Source organism: Snodgrassella sp. B3882 (assembly GCF_026535915.1).
In the GTDB taxonomy this organism is placed as follows: domain Bacteria; phylum Pseudomonadota; class Gammaproteobacteria; order Burkholderiales; family Neisseriaceae; genus Snodgrassella.
The window spans coordinates 1,999,051-2,015,384 of sequence record NZ_JAFNPF010000001.1 but is presented as its reverse complement, the minus strand read 5'-3'; the positions used below and the strand labels follow the sequence as shown (position 1 = coordinate 2,015,384).

Below are 16,334 nucleotides of genomic sequence, written 5' to 3'. Positions count from 1 at the left end.
ATGTGATGACAGAGCAGGAAATTTACACCATTTTGGCTCACGCCTTAGAAAATTTGTTTGAAATCGATGCGCAAAGAATTACTCCAGAAGCTGATTTATTTACAGATCTGGAAATAGATAGTATTGATGCTATTGATTTAATTGATTATATCAAGCGTGAAACCGGACATAAACTACAAGCTGAAGACTTCCGCAATGTACGCACTGTCGCTGATGTTGTGCAGGCAGTATTGGAGCGGGCTAAGCAGGTAACTCATGTCTAGGCTGTACACAGCCACAAATATTTGTCTGGCAGTTGTAAGTGTCATCTATCCTTTAATCTGGTATTTCGGTCAGCAATATATTGGGGTAACGCCCATTGCGGTCTTAATGGCAGTGATTTGGTTAATGCGAGCATGTTTAGCTAGAACAAGCTATCACAGAATGATCTCAAGTGTGGTGATGGTGATTTTTTTGTGTCTGGCGTTCATCCGTTCGGCCACAGCTATGTACTGGTACCCAGTCATGGTCAGCATGATGATGTTATTGATATTTGCAGGTAGCTTATTTAGCAGTCAATCGCTTATCGAACGTCTGGCTCGATTCAAAATGCCAGATTTACCACCATCAGGTGTGCGTTATACCCGTAAGGTTACACAGATTTGGGTGATGTTTTTCATAATGAATATTTTGATTACCACTGTACTAATTGTCACCGAACAGTGGCAAGCATGGGCGGTTTATACCGGTATTGTGGCTTATGTGCTGATGGGCGTGTTGTTTGTCGGTGAGTTTCTTTATAGACAGTTTTGCTTAAAAAAAGAAATGTAATGTTTGCTGATCAATTATGGATTGAGCGGGCAACCAGTGAAGCATCTTTTGCTACTGGTAGCGCCGATTTAAGCTGGCAAAATGCTCTGCAGCAGATTCAGGCATTGGCACGAGAATTGCGTGAACGACAGGTTCATTCTGTAGCCTTGTATTTTGATGATGCCGCTTCGTTTGCCATGGCTTTGCTGGCGAGTATCGAGGCCAACGTTACGGTTTATCTACCCGGTAATGTGGCGCAGACTAACCGACGCTGGTTAGAACAGACTGTTGACCTATATTTGTCAGATCAGAAAATCGATGATCTGATGCTGCCTGTAATGCTTGATGCAGCGTGGCCGAAACCATCACCTTCTGATCGTCCACCTCTTTTTCAGCACAATATTGATATTTTTCTGCAAACGTCTGGATCGACGGGGGAGCCGAAGATCATTCGCAAAGACTGGCAAGCACTATGCCACGAAGCAAGCACGGTGGCTCAATTGATGCCTGTAGCAGTAAAGTCAAATCAATCTGTGGTTCTCGGTAGTGTCAGCACACAACATATGTATGGTCTGAGCTTTCGAGTGATGTTGAGTCTTTATCTGGGATTGCCGATCTATCGGCAGCGGGTACAGTTTCCAGAATTACTGTTATTGGTTAGTCAGTCACAAAAAGATGTTATTTGGGTCAGTAGCCCGACCTTGCTGCATGCTTTACAACCTGCCCACGATGTTGCCATGGTTCGTTCATGTGTCAAGGCCATTATTTCATCTGGTGGGTTATTGCAAAAAGAATGTAGAACTTTTTTACAACGGCATATCTGTGAGGATGTGATAGAAATTTATGGCAGTACTGAAACTGCAGCTATTGCTTATCGAATGGATGAAGCGCATTGGCAAGGCTTGCCGTCGGTAGTTTATCAAAAAGTTGCTAATGGCTTGGAAGTTCAATCTCTTTGGTGCCCTCAGCCGCAATTATTGGCTGATGCTGTAGAAGAACATCAGCATGGCTTTGAACTCTTAGGGCGGATGGACAGAATCATTAAATTGGCTGACAAGCGAATTTCTTTGGTAGAAATCGAAAATCAGCTTTTAAAACATGCCTGGATCGCCGATGTTCATTTGGTGCAACAACCACAAGGTAGCCATTTGGCCGCTTGGGTGGCGTTAACTTCTGCGGGTATTCAGCAATGGCGACAGGAAGGACGCAAACAGGTTATTCAGCTATTAAAAAATTATTTAGCTGTTGATACCGAGAAGATCGCTTTGCCTCGGCAATGGCGTTTTACGACTCATTTGCCGCGAAATGCACAACATAAATTAAGCCAAAAAGATATTTTGCACGCACTATTGCAACCGATAACCGAACCGATTGTGTTAGCTGAAACCCAAGTGAGTATAGATGAATATTACCTCAGTTTTCAGGTGCCCCTAGATTTGATCTATTTTAACGGGCATTTTGATCAATTTCATTTGGTACCCGGAGTCATACAGCTCAAATGGATAATGCAGTTTTTGCAGCAATGGCAATGGATTGAGCATCAACCAAAACAAATCGAAAATTTGAAATTTCAGCATTTTTTACGTCCGGCAGACGTGGTCACGATGCAATTCAAACGCGACGCTATCCGGCAAAAAATCACTTTCTCATGTAGTTGTGGGGAACAAAAAATTGCTTCAGGTAGAGTGGTTATTGATGAACAAAAGGAGCAACAGGGATGAAGTTGATTGCTCTGATTCCACATTATAACCATGCCGCTACGATCGGGCAGGTGGTTGAAGCCATGGTTGGTATGGGTGTTGATTGCCTGATTGTTGATGACGGCTCTGATGAAGCCGCCAAGAAGGTAGTGACACAATTGCTTAAAGATGGTGTTCAGGTCATCTTTAGAGCAACAAATGGTGGAAAAGGTGCTGCGGTTAAGGATGGAATTAAATACGCCGGTGATCAAGGTTATACGCACGTTTTGCAAATCGATGCTGATGCACAGCATTGTCTAAATGATTGTGAAAAGCTGATTACATTGGCACAGCAACATCCTCAATCTGTTATTTGTGCGCGTCCTGTTTACGGTGCTGATGCGCCAAAATCACGGTTATACGGACGAAAAATAAGTAATTTTTGGCTGGTAATCAATACGCTTTCTTTTGATATTAAAGATGGGATGTGTGGTTTTCGCATTTATCCCTTATCCCTGACAGCTGTGGTGGTGCATCAAGATCGTTTGGGCAACTATATGGATTTTGATACGGAGATATTAGTGCGATTGCATCGCCGTGGCGCCGATTTTGTCTGGGTCGATACGCCAGTTAGTTATGCTGATAATGGGGTCTCTCATTTTCGGGCATGGCAGGACAATGTATTAATTTCAAAAATGCATGCGCGTCTTTTTGCTGACATGTTATGCCATGTACCGCAAATTATTCTGGCTAAAAGGCAAAGAGACAGAAATGGGTAAATCTGTACAGCATTGGGCTAAGCAAAAGGAACGTGGTAACCATTTAGCTTTATGGATTACCCGCCATATGGTTAGATATTGTCCAGCTTGGCTCATGATGCCGTTGGTGTATGCCATCGTTAGTTATTTTTTTCTCACTGCTCCTGGCGCACGACGCAGTATTTCCCGTTATCAAAAATATTTGCTTCAAAGCTTTCCCGAATTGAAACCTTCTCTTCAAGCCAGAGGGGCAGTATTTAAACAGTTTTATAGCTTTGCTATGTCATTGGTTGACCGCTTTGCCGTGTGGCAAGGGCGCATAAAATATGAAGATCTGGTGATTCATGATTTAGACAATTTGTATGCAGAAATAGATCATCCTGTAGTCAATAATCCCGGACAAATATTGGTGTGTTCTCATCTTGGCAATACGGAAATATGTCGAGCTCTGGTGAAAAAACATCCGCATATCGTACTCAATGTCCTCATGCATAGCGCACATGCGGTGAAGTTTAATCAGGCACTCAATGAAGCCGGCGCCAGCCGCATTAAGGTAATCCAAGTGACCGAATTGGATGCGGATATGATGATGTATTTGCATAACTGTGTCAGTCGCGGCGAGTGGTTAGCTATTGCTGCAGACAGAGTACCCATTCGGGGCGAAAAAACGGTTACGTCCTCTTTTTTAGGACAACCCGCAAATTGGCCCCAAGGAGTGTGGCTGATGGCTGGTTTGCTAAAAGTGCCGGTCAACACTTTGTATTGTTTGAAAGAGCAGGGCAAATATCATTTGTATTTACATCGATTTGTTTCCTCTATCAAGTGGCAGCGGCATCAACGTGATGAATGTATCCGCCAATATGTTGAGGAATATGCTCGTCAGTTGGCATTTTATTGTGCCAAAGCGCCTTGGCAATGGTTTAATTTTTTTGATTTTTGGAACCAGAATGACAAAACAACCATGTGAATTACGCCATAGTGTGGTGTTAGAAGTCCCTTTTTTTGATGTCGATTCGATGGATATTGTATGGCATGGTCATTATGTCAAATATCTGGAATTAGCACGCTGTGCTTTTTTACGCGCCATAAATTATGATTATCAGATCATGAAAGCCAATGGTTATGGTTGGCCTGTGGTTCAGATGCATCTTAAATATGTTCGACCGGCGGTTTTCGGGCAGAAAATTCGTATTGAAGCCATATTAAAAGAGTATGAAAGTTGTCTGAAATTCGATTACGTCATCAGTGATGCCAGCAGTGGCAAGAAATTAACGAAAGCATCCAGTATGCAGGTAGCGGTGTGTATGGCAACCGGAGAAACACAATATCAGACACCTTCAAGCTGGTTACAAGCGGTGAATCATGCGCTTACTCATGGGTTAAAGGAGGAAATTTAAGTGTTCAAAAAAATATTTTGTTCAGTGGTACTGGTGTTGTTAAGTTCGTCAATTTGGGCGTTTAATTTGAATGATTTGCAGACTTTGTTACAACAGCCGCAAAATATTAAAGGTCAATTTACTCAACTGCGTTATTTAAAAAGCATGAAAAAACCTGTTGCAGCTCAGGGTGAATTTTTACTTGTTCCGAATGCCGGTTTATTGTGGCAAATGAAAAAACCTTTTGTCGATAGCATGCGCATTCGCAAGAGTGGTATTGAACAGTTAAATGCACAAAACAAGTGGGTTGCCAGTAAGCAATCGGCCAGTGCACAGAAAAATCAGGTGAAACTGTTTTTAAACTTGCTCGCCGGCCAAACCAGTGGTTTACAAAGTCAATTTAATTTAAAACTTCAAGGTAATGCCAAAAACTGGCAATTACAGCTATTACCGAAAACTATGCTGATGAAGCAAATTTTCACCCGTATCGATATACAAGGCGATAGTCTGGTTAGAAAAATCCATTTATATGAAACACAAGGAGATCGGACGGAGATTGCTTTTACTGACATAAAAATGAATATAAGGTTGAATCAGTTTGAACAAAATGCCGTTTTACCGTAAACCTTTCTGGCGCTGGCTGTATTTATTGTTCATTTTGCTGGTGTTTGCAACATTAGTACTGGCATGGCAGCAAAGCAATCGTCTTGATACCGATCTAACCAGTTTGTTACCGCGAGAGAGCCAAACTATTCAGGCTCAGCTCATGGCTAAAGAGCGGATGAACCGCCGGATGAATCGAGATATTGTTGTATTGGTCGGGAGCAACAATGCTGAGGACGCGATGGCTGCGGCAGAGAGCATTCAAAGCAAATGGCAAAACGCTCATCTCTTTCAATTTGTCAGCGGAAAAACTCAGCCCGATTTGGCTGTCTTGCAGGCAGATATAAGACGCCTGAGCTTGGCTGTCGTTCCCGCAGATATTTGGTCGGCGATAATCCAAAAACCGTCAGCAGCGTTCACTAAACAAGCTCAGGCTTTAGTCAATCCTTTCAACGGTGTAGGAATAGTGCCAGTTGAACAAGACTGGTTAGGACTGAGTACCGCCATTATGCATAACATCAGTCAAGACAGCCCGGTTTTTTTCAACGCTGAAACAGGATGGTTAAACATTGAAGACGGTGAGAAAACTTGGGTGTTACTGCGCGCGCGTTTGCCGGAAAAAGCGGGTCTCATTAATGTACCCGATGAGTTATTACCCTTACTGCAACATACCCAGCTAGAAATGGCTGAGCAAAAGGTTGAGGTGCTGATGGCTGGCGGTTCAATTTTTGCTGCGGAAAATAAAACGGTTGGTGAAAAAGAAGGCCAGTACATGAGTGTACTGAGCATGGGTTTAACGTTCCTTCTGTTGCTATTTCTGTTTCGGTCGTGGCGCATTTTGCTATTAGTACTGCCGCTGTTGGTAGGCGTATTGTTGGGGTTAGCGGCCACTGTGGCCTTATTCGGGCAGATTCACATTTTGACGTTGGTAGTGGGTACCAGCTTGGCCGGGGTATTACTGGATTTCCCGTTACACTGGTTGGCCAGCAGTATCGTTCAAAAGCCATGGCAGCGATGGCAGGCGCTACATGTAGTGACTAAAGCCTTTCTGCTCAGTTTGATCATCACCTTGCTCGGTTATGTGTCATTATTAATTACGCCATTGCCCATTTTGCAGCAAACCGCAGTTTTCTCTGCCGTTGCCTTAATGAGTGCTTTTTTGTTCAATCTATTATGGTTGCCATTTATATTTGCCAACGTACAGCTGCGTATAGGTTTGGGAAATTTAAGATTAATGCTGTGGTTTGGTAATGGGGTGATTCGTTGTCGCCAATGGCTTTTACGCCAGAAATGGCCATTATTGCTCATACTATTATTGATTGGTTCGGGTCTGGTCAAATTAAATACCCATGATGATATCCGTCAGTGGATTAATTTACCTGATAGCTGGCTAAAACAAGCAGAAAAGATCGGTAAACTCACTCAAACTATGCCTGCGGCACAATATTTTATTGTGATGGCTGATGATGATGATGATTTGCTGCGTAAAAGTCATTCATTAACACAGCAATTGAATCAGTTGGTTGAGCAGAATCAGTTATTAGCTTATCAATCATTAGATCAATGGGTTGTTCCGCTGGCGGAACAAAAACAACGTCAGCAAGAATTACGCACGTTACAGGAAAACGCTGATCACTGGCAAGAATTATTACAATTGGGTATAGATGAGCAAAGTGTGCCAAACTATTTGCATGCTTTACAGCGTTTACCCGCACAATCGATCAGTCAAAGTCTGAATACTGATTTGGCCACAGCGTGGCAGGATTTATATTTGGGGAAAATGGCTAATGGTAGGGTGGCGGCTATGGTCACTTTGTCTGGAGTGATAGACGTTTCAGCTCTACAAAAGATGGCAAATAATCAGCATGAAGTCTATTTTATCAATGATTTACAACAATTAAACCAGCTATTCTGGCATACACGTAATCTAGCTATCGGATTAAAACTGGCTTCTTATTTGCTGGCCATTGGCATCCTTTCTTATGTATTTGGCTGGCGCAAAGGACTGACCTTATTAGCGGTACCTGTCACGGCAACTCTATTGAGTGTCGCGTTGTTTGCGTTGTTTGGCTGGACAATGTCATTATTTGCGATATTTGGGCTGTTTCTGGTGACCGCAATTGGTCTGGATTATGCCATTTATGTTTCTATGTCTCAGATGACAGCAGAGGAGCGGCTGGCTGGTGTGATGTTAGCCGCGACGACAACAATGATTTCCTTTGCCATTCTGGGTTTTAGTGCAACACCAGCTATTGCCAGTTTTGGTCGTAGTGTTGCATTTGGTGTTTTCTTCAGTGTGATTCTGGCTTTGGCTTTGTTGCCAAAGTTAGAAATAAAGGGGTTAAAATGAATCAATATGATGTAGTTATTATAGGGGCAGGACCTTCTGGATCTATTGCTGCTGCTTTATTAAATAAAAAAGGGCATCGCGTTTGTGTGTTGGAAAAGCAGGTTTTTCCACGATTTGTGATTGGCGAAAGCCTTTTGCCTCATTGTATGGAGTTTATTGAAGAAGCCGGCATGCTTGAGGCTGTGGTAGCCGCTGCTGATGAAGGATTCCAATTTAAGAATGGTGCCGCGTTTACCTGGGGAGATCGTTACACTACTATTGATTTTACGGATAAATTTACCTCAGGACCGGGCACAACCTTTCAGGTGATGCGTGATCGCTTTGATCAGATCTTAATAGAAGAAGCACAAAAACAAGGGGTTGAAGTACGCTTTCAACATCAGGTAAACGGTATTGAGTTTACTGATGAAGCTGCCATTTTGACGGTTTCGGATGAGCAGCAACAAAATGCTCAATTACAGGCCAAATTTGTTCTTGATGCGAGCGGATATGGACGGGTGTTACCGCGTTTACTGGATTTAGAGCAACCTTCACTTTTACCTGAACGAAAAGTTTATTTTACGCACATTGATGATCATGTGACCGATCCACAATTTGATCGGAACAAAATTCTCATCAGTACTCATCCTCAATTTCGTGATGTATGGTTATGGTTTATTCCGTTTAGTAACGGACGTACCTCGATTGGTGTGGTCGGTTTGGCGCAGATACTGGATAACCACGGAGCAGAAGGGGGAGAAGCGATTTTGAAAAAATTTGCCAGTGAAATACCCATGCTCAAGCGCATTTTGACTAACGCTAATTGGGATAACGACGTACCTTTCAGAACCTTATCCAATTATTCAGCGGATGTGAAATCTCTGTATGGTGAACGTTTTGCACTGCTTGGCAACGCTTCAGAATTCCTTGATCCAGTATTTTCTTCTGGTGTCACCATTGCGATGCATTCTTCCAAGCTGGCAGCAGATTTACTGCATCGTCAATTTTCAGGTGAAACTGTTGATTGGCAAAAAGATTATGCCGATGCTTTGAAAATTGGTATCAATGCATTCAAAACCTATGTCAATGGCTGGTATAGCAATGCTTTCCAAAATGTCATTTATGCAGAAAATATCAATCAGGATATCCGACGTTATATCAGTTCGATTTTGGCAGGTTATGCTTGGGATACCAATAATCCATATGTTATCCAATCAGAGCGTCGTCTGGCAGTTTTAGCTGAAGTCTGTGGTGAGGCTCAGGCATGTTGATCAGGTTTGTTAGCATTCTGATATTCATCCTGAGCTTAAGTGCCTGTCAACATACTGTCGATATGGCACATTTACCTCTACTAAACGAACCATTAACTTTTCAAATCACTGATCAGGATGAGCGAAATAGCATGCTGATCGTTGAGCCTTATGCTGATGGGCAGTGGCGTTTTGTGCAAGTTGATTCTCTGGGTGCCCCTATATCGCGGCAGATTCTGCATCAGGGTAAATGGCGAAATGACGGTTTTCTTCCCCCAAATGCCAAAGCACAAAAGTTATTTACCGCCGTCTCTGTTTTAATTAGTAAACAAAAAAACTGGCCGCTTGCAGCTGGTTCAGAACAGATTCGTATTGAAAATACTGCAGAAAGTGGGATTTATCAATTGTATTGGCATAAACAGCAATGGACAATTCGGGAAATAACCAATGACTGATGCAGTTTTTTTAAGTCAGCCAGCTATGATCAGCGCGTTAGGTTGTGGAGTACAACAGCATATTCATGCTTTATTGGGCACCAAAGACAACTACCTGACTGAAGATGAAATGTGGATACCAGCCAAAAAAACATTATATGGCATGGTTAAGGAATCATTACGTGCACTACCTGCTGCAATCCACCCTGATTTGTGTAGTCGTAATAATCAATTGTTATGGCATGCTTTAGCACAGATTGAAGAAGACATACAGTTGACCATTGCTGAATATGGTGCAGATCGCATCGGGGTAGTCATCGGTACCTCCACTACAGGTGGTGATGAAAACATCACGGCATTGGATAAAGGCTTTACCACCGGTGATTGGAAAAGCTGTGGTTACAATCAAGCAAAACAATTATTGTCTTCACCGGCAGATTTTATCGCAGAAGTTTATGGATTAACTCATGTTCGCTATGGGATATCCACCGCTTGCACTTCAGGTGCTCGGGCACTCATCAGTGCGGCCAGACTATTACGCATGGGAATATGTGATGCTGTCATCTGTGGCGGAGTAGATACCTTATCACATCTGACCATCAATGGTTTTCATGCTCTAAATGTTTTGTCACAGGGGCAATGCCAGCCATTTAGTGCTATGCGTGACGGTATCAATATCGGTGAAGCAGCCAGTATTTTTATCATGACGCGTGATGCGACCAAAGGACTGCCTTTGCACGGTTATGGAACCAGCAGTGATGCTTATCATATGTCCAGTCCACGTCCAGATGCGCTTGGAGCACGCAATGTGATCAAAATGGCGCTGGAGCAGGCGAAATTATCTGCCAATGACATTGGCTGGGTTAATCTGCATGGAACGGGCACAGAGCAAAACGATGCCATGGAAGCATTGGCTATCCATACAGAGCTAGGCGAACAAATTTCCTGTGCTTCAACCAAAGCACTCACTGGTCATACTTTAGGTGCAGCAGGTGCCCTGGAAGCGGCTTTTCTGTGGATTGTTATCAGTAAAAAATGCAATAGAAATGGTTATTTGCCCCATCATCGCGCCAATGCAGCCTTGGATGAGTCTTTACCCTTTATTCATTTGACCAAATATCAGGAACGATTCGCCAGCCATCAGCCACGCATCGGATTAAGTACCTCGTTCGCTTTTGGCGGAAATAATACCGCATTAATTATTGGGAGTAATCATGCAAACCCCGATTTATGATGTATCCAGTTTACTTCCACATAATGGCAGAATGGTATTACTCAGTGAAATTGCGGCTTATGATGAACAATGTTTAACCGCTTTTGCTCAGGTTAGTACTGAACAAATCATGGTCACGAACAATGTGTTACCTTCATGGGCTGCCATGGAATTGATGGCGCAGGGGGTCGCTGCCTGGGCCGGCGTGTTGGCGCAAGATGCTGGAGAAAAAGTTCGTCTGGGTTTTTTGCTTGGTACTCGCAAACTAAAGCTCTATTTTGACCAGTTGCCAGTGCCCGCTTTATTGCAAGTCAACATTGAATGTTCATTACAAGACAGCAATGGATTTGGCGTATTTAATAGTCAATTATGGCTCTGTAATGAAGCAAAACAAACTGTGCAGTTACTGGCCGAAGCAGCTTTAAATGTTTATAGCCCCCATGAGGATATAACAAACACATGAAAATGAATAATGATAAAACAATATTGGTCACCGGCTCAGCCCGAGGGATTGGTAAAGCCATCGCATTAACGTTAGCTCAGGCAGGATGGGATATTGTTGTTCACGGTCGTAATCCGCACAGTCAAACTGAAGCTACGGCTGCAGCAATTACAGCAGCCGGTGGGCGATGTCGGACGATCACTTTTGACGTGTGTGACCGTCAACAAGCTCAAGAAAGTTTGTTGGCAGATATTGAACAACATGGTGCATATTATGGTGTGGTACTTAATGCAGGCATCACCCGTGATAATGCTTTTCCGGCCTTAAGTTCAGAAGATTGGGATCAAGTGCTGGGAACCAATCTGGATGGATTTTTCAACGTTCTACATCCGCTGATGATGCCAATGATTCGCAGGCGTAAGGCTGGACGCATTGTTTGTGTGGCATCGGTTTCTGGCATGATTGGTAATCGCGGTCAAGTAAATTACAGTGCGTCTAAAGCAGGATTGATTGGTGCTGCCAAAGCTTTGGCTGTTGAGCTGGCAAAACGCCAAATTACCGTTAATTGTGTTGCACCGGGATTAATTGAAACAGACATGATTGAAGAACATGTTCCCATAACAGAAATTATGAAAGCCATTCCCATGAATCGTATGGGTACCGCGGAAGAAGTAGCTCATGCTGTGGCTTTTCTGGTTTCAGAACAAGCGGCTTATATCACCCGTCAAGTTTTGGCGGTGAATGGAGGTTTATGTTGAGAAGGGTAGTGGTGACAGGCATTGGCGGTATCAGTGCACTTGGACGTGACTGGTCGTCAATTAAAGAAGGGTTGCTGTCATATGAAAATAAAGTCATCTGCATGCCACAGTGGCAGCGTTATGAGGAATTAAATACCAAATTGGCGGCACCGGTATTGAATTACACTCCGCCGAGTCATTGGACACGCAAGCAGTTGCGCAGTATGGGTAAAGTGGCGCAGATGTGTACAGAGGCTGCGGAGCAAGCCCTAGCAGATGCTGGTTTATTGGGCGATGAATCTATTAAAGATGGGCGCATGGGCGTGGCCTGCGGTTCTTCTACTGGCAGTCCGCCTGACATTTGTCACATTAGCGAGCTGGTGTTAAATGGAGATTCTTCGCATTTCAATGCCAATACCTATGTGCGTATCATGCCGCACACTACGGCCGCTAATCTGTCTATATTTTTTGGATTAAAAGGACGGGTCATTCCGACTTCCAGTGCCTGTGCTTCAGGTAATCAAGGCATTGGCTACGCGTATGAAGCCATCAAATATGGCAAGGTAGATATGATGCTGGCTGGAGGTGGCGAAGAGTTATGTGTTTCTGAAGCCTTTGTATTTGACTCTTTGTTTGCCACCAGTCAGTTTAACGATGCAGCAAAAGCTACCCCTAAACCTTATGATATTCATCGTGATGGGCTGGTTATTGGCGAGGGAGCAGGAATACTGGTGCTGGAAGAATATGAAATGGCAAAAGCACGTGGCGCGAAAATATATGCTGAAATAGTAGGTTTTGCCTGCACCAGTGATGGAACACATATTACCCGTCCGGAACGTGCCACCATGCGCCGTTGTATGGAAATGGCATTGGAAGATGCCTGTCTTCCGCCCAGTGCCATTGGTTATGTTAATGGTCATGGTACGGCAACTGAACAAGGCGATATCGCTGAAACACAGGCTACTGCAGAGGTATTTGGCAATGTTCCGATCAGTTCACAGAAGAGTTATCTTGGGCATACGCTAGGGGCATGTGGGGCATTAGAATCGTGGTTTTCTATTCAGATGATGAATGAAGGTTGGTTCGCGCCAACCATCAATCTGAAAGAAGTTGATCCACGCTGCGGTGAGCTGGATTATATCGTTGATCAGATCAGAACGATTGATACGGAATATGTGATGAACAATAATTTTGCTTTTGGAGGGGTAAATTCATCCTTGATTTTCAAACGGATGGATGGTTAGGCCAGCGATGCCAGATGATGTCATGCTTATTCCACGCCCCAAAAATTTGGGTACATTTGGTGACATCGGTATAAATGGCTGGATAAACCACGCTCAGAAACCAAGATTGCTTGATCACGGCAGTATACGCTTGTAATTGAAGTGTAGGAATGTGAATACTTGATTTGGCTGGCTGGATTAATGACCATTTGCAGAGGTCACTTAATTGACCATGGTGTGCTTTGATTAGTGCTTCCTTGAGAGTCCACAATTGGTAAAAAGAGGTCGCCAAATCTTGTTGCTGTGTAAGCCACTCTTGTTCGACTTCAGAGCAGCAAAGCGTTGATAAAGCCAGGAAATCACGCTGTTGTACATATTCTAAATCAATTCCGAGTGGGCAACAGCTGGTGCTGGCAATGAGGGCGGCACAACCCTTTTTATGTGTCAAAGACGTATAAGAATAATCACTGGGCAATTGCTGTTTCAAGAAACGACTGTTTTGCCAATCGAGGCGTTGAGCTAGTTGAGGAAATTCTTGTATTCGTTGTTGATCAGCAAAACCAAGTTTATGTCTATCGTATAGATTAGAGGAATCAGCAGAAGTAAGTAAAACCAAACAATGATTTTTCATAAATTGAATATTTAATATAAGGAATCTGCAATGAAAAAAATTGCTCAACTATTCATGTTAACTGGATTATTAGCGAGTGTATCGGTTGCTCAGGCTAGAGATGATAAACTATTATTATCTATTCAGGATGCTTTAAATATGCCTGAAGCCAAGAAAATAATTGATCCAAAAGTTAAAATTTATTTTGCTCAAGGCTCAGGAAAAGTCATTAAAGCAGGATTGGTGACCAACCGTAAAACCAGTGGCGTGGGAAAAACCGACGATGCTGCCTGTCATTGGGCTTTTTTAGCAGCAGTTAAACAACTTCAACAGCAGGCCGTGGCTGAAAACGCCAGCAAAGTGGTTAATATTGTGAGTTTTTATAAGAAAAATGTGATGGCTGACTCAAAAAAATATGAATGTCATGCAGGTGGTGTCGTAGTCGGTGTTGCATTAAAAGGTGATCTAGCTAGATAAATCACTTTAGTTAAAATTTATTTACCACAAAACACTATTCTATTTTTGTGGTAAATAAATTATAAAGTCATAATTCAAAACGTAGTTTCTGGTAGCGGAAATTGCTTGAAATTGATCTTATGCATCATCATCTTAACAACATGCCTGTTTTATGGGCGGTGCTACGTTAACAAGGTAATGTTGACAAAATGTCTAATAATGACTCATCAATGACGATTGCTGTAAATATAACTTGTCTTTCTGTCTAATTTTACGTATATTTAATTTTGTAGAATAATATAAAGCATAATGATATGAGTGAATTGGACAAAAAGTCTGTTATGCAACTGAATATTGATCGCTTAATTGCCTATTTTAGTGGCGTCAATGCTTTAGCCGAAGCGCTGCAGAAATATTACCCAGAAAATGCAGTATCTGCTGCAGCCATCTACAAGTGGCGCAAGCGTGGTTCTCTGCCTTTGAATCAGCTACAAAAAATCATTTTAATGGCCGAAAAACAAGGCAAGCCGATTGATATCAATATGTTTATGCGACACAACCACCACAGTGCGGAGAAATATACAATGAATATGACCAATAATCGAGTCATTATATTTGATACCACCTTGCGTGATGGGGAACAATCTCCGGGCGCAGCCATGACCAAAGAAGAAAAAATCCGCATTGCACGCCAGCTTGAAAAACTTGGGGTGGATGTCATTGAGGCAGGATTCGCGGCCGCCAGTCCTGGAGACTTTGATGCTATTCATAGCATTGCAGAAGTGATTCAGCATGCAACGGTTTGTTCGCTTTCTCGGGCTAATGAGCGGGATGTGCGCAAAGCAGGTGAAGCCATTGCACCGGCCAAACATAAACGTATCCATACGTTTATTGCCACCAGTCCGCTGCACATGGAACATAAACTGCGGATGAAACCACATGAAGTAAAAGAAGCAGCAGTAAAAGCTGTTAAAATAGCCCGAGAATATACTGATGATGTGGAATTTTCCTGTGAAGATGCATTGCGCAGTGATATTCATTTTTTGGCCGAAATTTGTCAGGCCGTGATTGAAGCGGGTGCCACAACCATCAATATTCCCGATACAGTTGGTTATGCCATTCCGTTTCAAACAGAAGCTTTTTTCCGTGAACTGATCCACAAAACACCAGGAAGTGAAAAAGTGATCTGGTCGGCACATTGTCATAATGACCTTGGTTTGGCCGTCAGCAATTCACTGGCGGCGGTAATTGGGGGAGCCAGACAAGTAGAATGTACCATTAATGGCTTAGGCGAACGTGCTGGTAATGCCAGTCTCGAAGAAGTGGTGATGGCATTGAAAACCCGCCAAGATGTGTTTAATCTGGAAACCCATATCGATACAACTCAGATCGTTCCAACATCCAAGATGGTTTCAACCATCACTGGCTATCCGGTGCAGCCCAATAAAGCTATCGTCGGCGCCAATGCTTTTGCGCATGAATCAGGCATCCACCAAGACGGCGTTTTGAAATGCCGCGAAACTTATGAAATTATGTCAGCCGAATCGGTGGGCTGGAGTAATAATCGCCTGACTTTAGGTAAACTTTCTGGTCGCAATGCTTTCCGAACCAAACTACAAGAGTTGGGCATTGAGCTGGAAAGTGAAGAAGCCTTGAACGCCGCATTTGCCCGTTTTAAAGAGCTGGCAGATAAAAAACGCGAGATTTTCGATGAAGATTTGCATGCGCTGGTTTCAGATGAGCTGGTTAGCCGTGCACCTGATCGCTATAAATACGTCTCATTATGCATACACAGCGAAACCGGCGAAGAGCCGACGGCTGAGATTGTGTTCAACACAGATGGCAATGAAAAACGTGCCAATAGTCATGGGACGGGTCCTGTCGATGCGGTCTTTAAAGCCATTGAAACCGAAGTCAAAAGTGGGGCTGCTTTACAACTGTATTCTGTGAATGCGATCACGGCTGGAACAGAAAGTCAGGGTGAAGTCACAGTAAGATTGGCGCGAGGTGAATATATTGTCAGTGGGCAGGGCGCCGATACCGATATTATTGTTGCCAGTGCCAAAGCCTATTTATCCGCCTTAAATAAACTCGAAGAAGGTCCACGCATCAAAGCCCAAGGGGTGATTTAACCGATTTGTCACTTCAATGAAGTAAAGAATAAAGCCTGTTACGTTTTAGTTTGCTGAGAACGTAACAGGTTTTTTATTTTAAAAATCTTGATTTTTATAAACAAAAAGCCTATTTTATATCAAAGATATTTTACAAATTAAAATTTTTTTGTTTGGGGGTATATGTCTAAAAACACCAACGTAAAGGGGAAGCATTTAATTTTCTGAAGGGTTAGGCACAAGAAGACAAGCTGTCTGATGATGGCAAAGATGTAGCAATGCTGGAGCCTGAAGATAGGCAGGTATATGGCAGACTTCATGACC

General features: G+C 43.0%; 17 protein-coding genes. 16 read left to right on the top strand and 1 reads right to left on the bottom strand.

Annotated elements, in window-relative coordinates; genetic code table 11:
• Positions 1 to 5 precede the first annotated feature (5 nt).
• Genes J3U68_RS08550 through J3U68_RS08485 form a run of 14 tightly spaced genes read left to right on the top strand, consistent with a single transcriptional unit; the run spans position 6 to position 12,854 of the window.
• On the top strand, positions 6 to 263 hold the full coding sequence (locus tag J3U68_RS08550) for an acyl carrier protein (RefSeq protein WP_267376099.1): 258 nt from the start codon (positions 6 to 8) through the stop codon (positions 261 to 263).
• Positions 256 to 810, top strand: coding sequence for a hypothetical protein (locus J3U68_RS08545; protein ID WP_267376097.1), 555 nt, complete (start codon positions 256 to 258; stop codon positions 808 to 810). The genes J3U68_RS08550 and J3U68_RS08545 overlap by 8 nt, the downstream gene beginning before the upstream one ends.
• On the top strand, positions 810 to 2,510 hold the full coding sequence (locus tag J3U68_RS08540; RefSeq protein ID WP_267376095.1) for an AMP-binding protein: 1,701 nt from the start codon (positions 810 to 812) through the stop codon (positions 2,508 to 2,510). The genes J3U68_RS08545 and J3U68_RS08540 overlap by 1 nt, the downstream gene beginning before the upstream one ends.
• Complete coding sequence (locus J3U68_RS08535) at positions 2,507 to 3,247, top strand: glycosyltransferase family 2 protein (protein WP_267376094.1); 741 nt, start codon at positions 2,507 to 2,509, stop codon at positions 3,245 to 3,247. Before J3U68_RS08540 ends, J3U68_RS08535 begins: the two co-directional genes overlap by 4 nt.
• Entirely contained in the window at positions 3,198 to 4,193 is a 996-nt protein-coding gene (locus J3U68_RS08530; protein WP_323811435.1) for a glycosyl transferase family 2, read from the top strand. Before J3U68_RS08535 ends, J3U68_RS08530 begins: the two co-directional genes overlap by 50 nt.
• Positions 4,174 to 4,623, top strand: a complete 450-nt coding sequence (locus J3U68_RS08525) for an acyl-CoA thioesterase (protein ID WP_267376093.1) — start codon at positions 4,174 to 4,176, stop codon at positions 4,621 to 4,623. Before J3U68_RS08530 ends, J3U68_RS08525 begins: the two co-directional genes overlap by 20 nt.
• Positions 4,624 to 5,226, top strand: a complete 603-nt coding sequence (locus J3U68_RS08520; RefSeq protein WP_267376092.1) for an outer membrane lipoprotein carrier protein LolA — start codon at positions 4,624 to 4,626, stop codon at positions 5,224 to 5,226.
• On the top strand, positions 5,201 to 7,555 hold the full coding sequence (locus J3U68_RS08515) for an MMPL family transporter (protein ID WP_267376091.1): 2,355 nt from the start codon (positions 5,201 to 5,203) through the stop codon (positions 7,553 to 7,555). The genes J3U68_RS08520 and J3U68_RS08515 overlap by 26 nt, the downstream gene beginning before the upstream one ends.
• Positions 7,552 to 8,805 carry an NAD(P)/FAD-dependent oxidoreductase gene (locus J3U68_RS08510; RefSeq protein ID WP_267376089.1) on the top strand — a complete coding sequence of 418 codons (1,254 nt, stop codon included), beginning with the start codon at positions 7,552 to 7,554 and terminating at the stop codon, positions 8,803 to 8,805. Before J3U68_RS08515 ends, J3U68_RS08510 begins: the two co-directional genes overlap by 4 nt.
• A complete protein-coding gene (locus tag J3U68_RS08505) occupies positions 8,799 to 9,239 on the top strand; it encodes a hypothetical protein (RefSeq protein ID WP_267376088.1) in 441 nt (146 codons plus the stop codon). Before J3U68_RS08510 ends, J3U68_RS08505 begins: the two co-directional genes overlap by 7 nt.
• Positions 9,232 to 10,452 carry a beta-ketoacyl-ACP synthase gene (locus J3U68_RS08500; protein WP_267376087.1) on the top strand — a complete coding sequence of 407 codons (1,221 nt, stop codon included), beginning with the start codon at positions 9,232 to 9,234 and terminating at the stop codon, positions 10,450 to 10,452. The genes J3U68_RS08505 and J3U68_RS08500 overlap by 8 nt, the downstream gene beginning before the upstream one ends.
• A complete protein-coding gene (locus J3U68_RS08495) occupies positions 10,433 to 10,894 on the top strand; it encodes a thioester dehydrase (RefSeq protein ID WP_267376086.1) in 462 nt (153 codons plus the stop codon). The genes J3U68_RS08500 and J3U68_RS08495 overlap by 20 nt, the downstream gene beginning before the upstream one ends.
• Positions 10,895 to 10,896: 2 nt before the next feature.
• Positions 10,897 to 11,631 (top strand): 3-oxoacyl-ACP reductase FabG, encoded by a 735-nt coding sequence (gene fabG, locus J3U68_RS08490; RefSeq protein ID WP_267376248.1) that lies wholly within the window; start codon positions 10,897 to 10,899, stop codon positions 11,629 to 11,631.
• A complete protein-coding gene (locus J3U68_RS08485; RefSeq protein ID WP_267376084.1) occupies positions 11,625 to 12,854 on the top strand; it encodes a beta-ketoacyl-ACP synthase in 1,230 nt (409 codons plus the stop codon). Before fabG ends, J3U68_RS08485 begins: the two co-directional genes overlap by 7 nt.
• Here the strand turns inward: J3U68_RS08485 and J3U68_RS08480 are convergent.
• Positions 12,835 to 13,464, bottom strand: a complete 630-nt coding sequence (locus tag J3U68_RS08480) for a 4'-phosphopantetheinyl transferase family protein (RefSeq protein WP_267376082.1) — start codon at positions 13,462 to 13,464, stop codon at positions 12,835 to 12,837. The two genes, J3U68_RS08485 and J3U68_RS08480, sit on opposite strands and share 20 nt — an antisense overlap.
• Positions 13,465 to 13,494: 30 nt before the next feature.
• Here J3U68_RS08480 and J3U68_RS08475 point away from each other — a divergent pair, with 30 nt between their 5' ends.
• Both J3U68_RS08475 and J3U68_RS08470 read left to right on the top strand, forming a co-directional pair.
• Entirely contained in the window at positions 13,495 to 13,920 is a 426-nt protein-coding gene (locus tag J3U68_RS08475) for a hypothetical protein (RefSeq protein WP_267376081.1), read from the top strand.
• 320 nt (positions 13,921 to 14,240) lie between these two features.
• Positions 14,241 to 16,031 carry a 2-isopropylmalate synthase gene (locus J3U68_RS08470; RefSeq protein WP_267376246.1) on the top strand — a complete coding sequence of 597 codons (1,791 nt, stop codon included), beginning with the start codon at positions 14,241 to 14,243 and terminating at the stop codon, positions 16,029 to 16,031.
• The last annotated feature ends 303 nt before the right edge of the window (positions 16,032 to 16,334 follow it).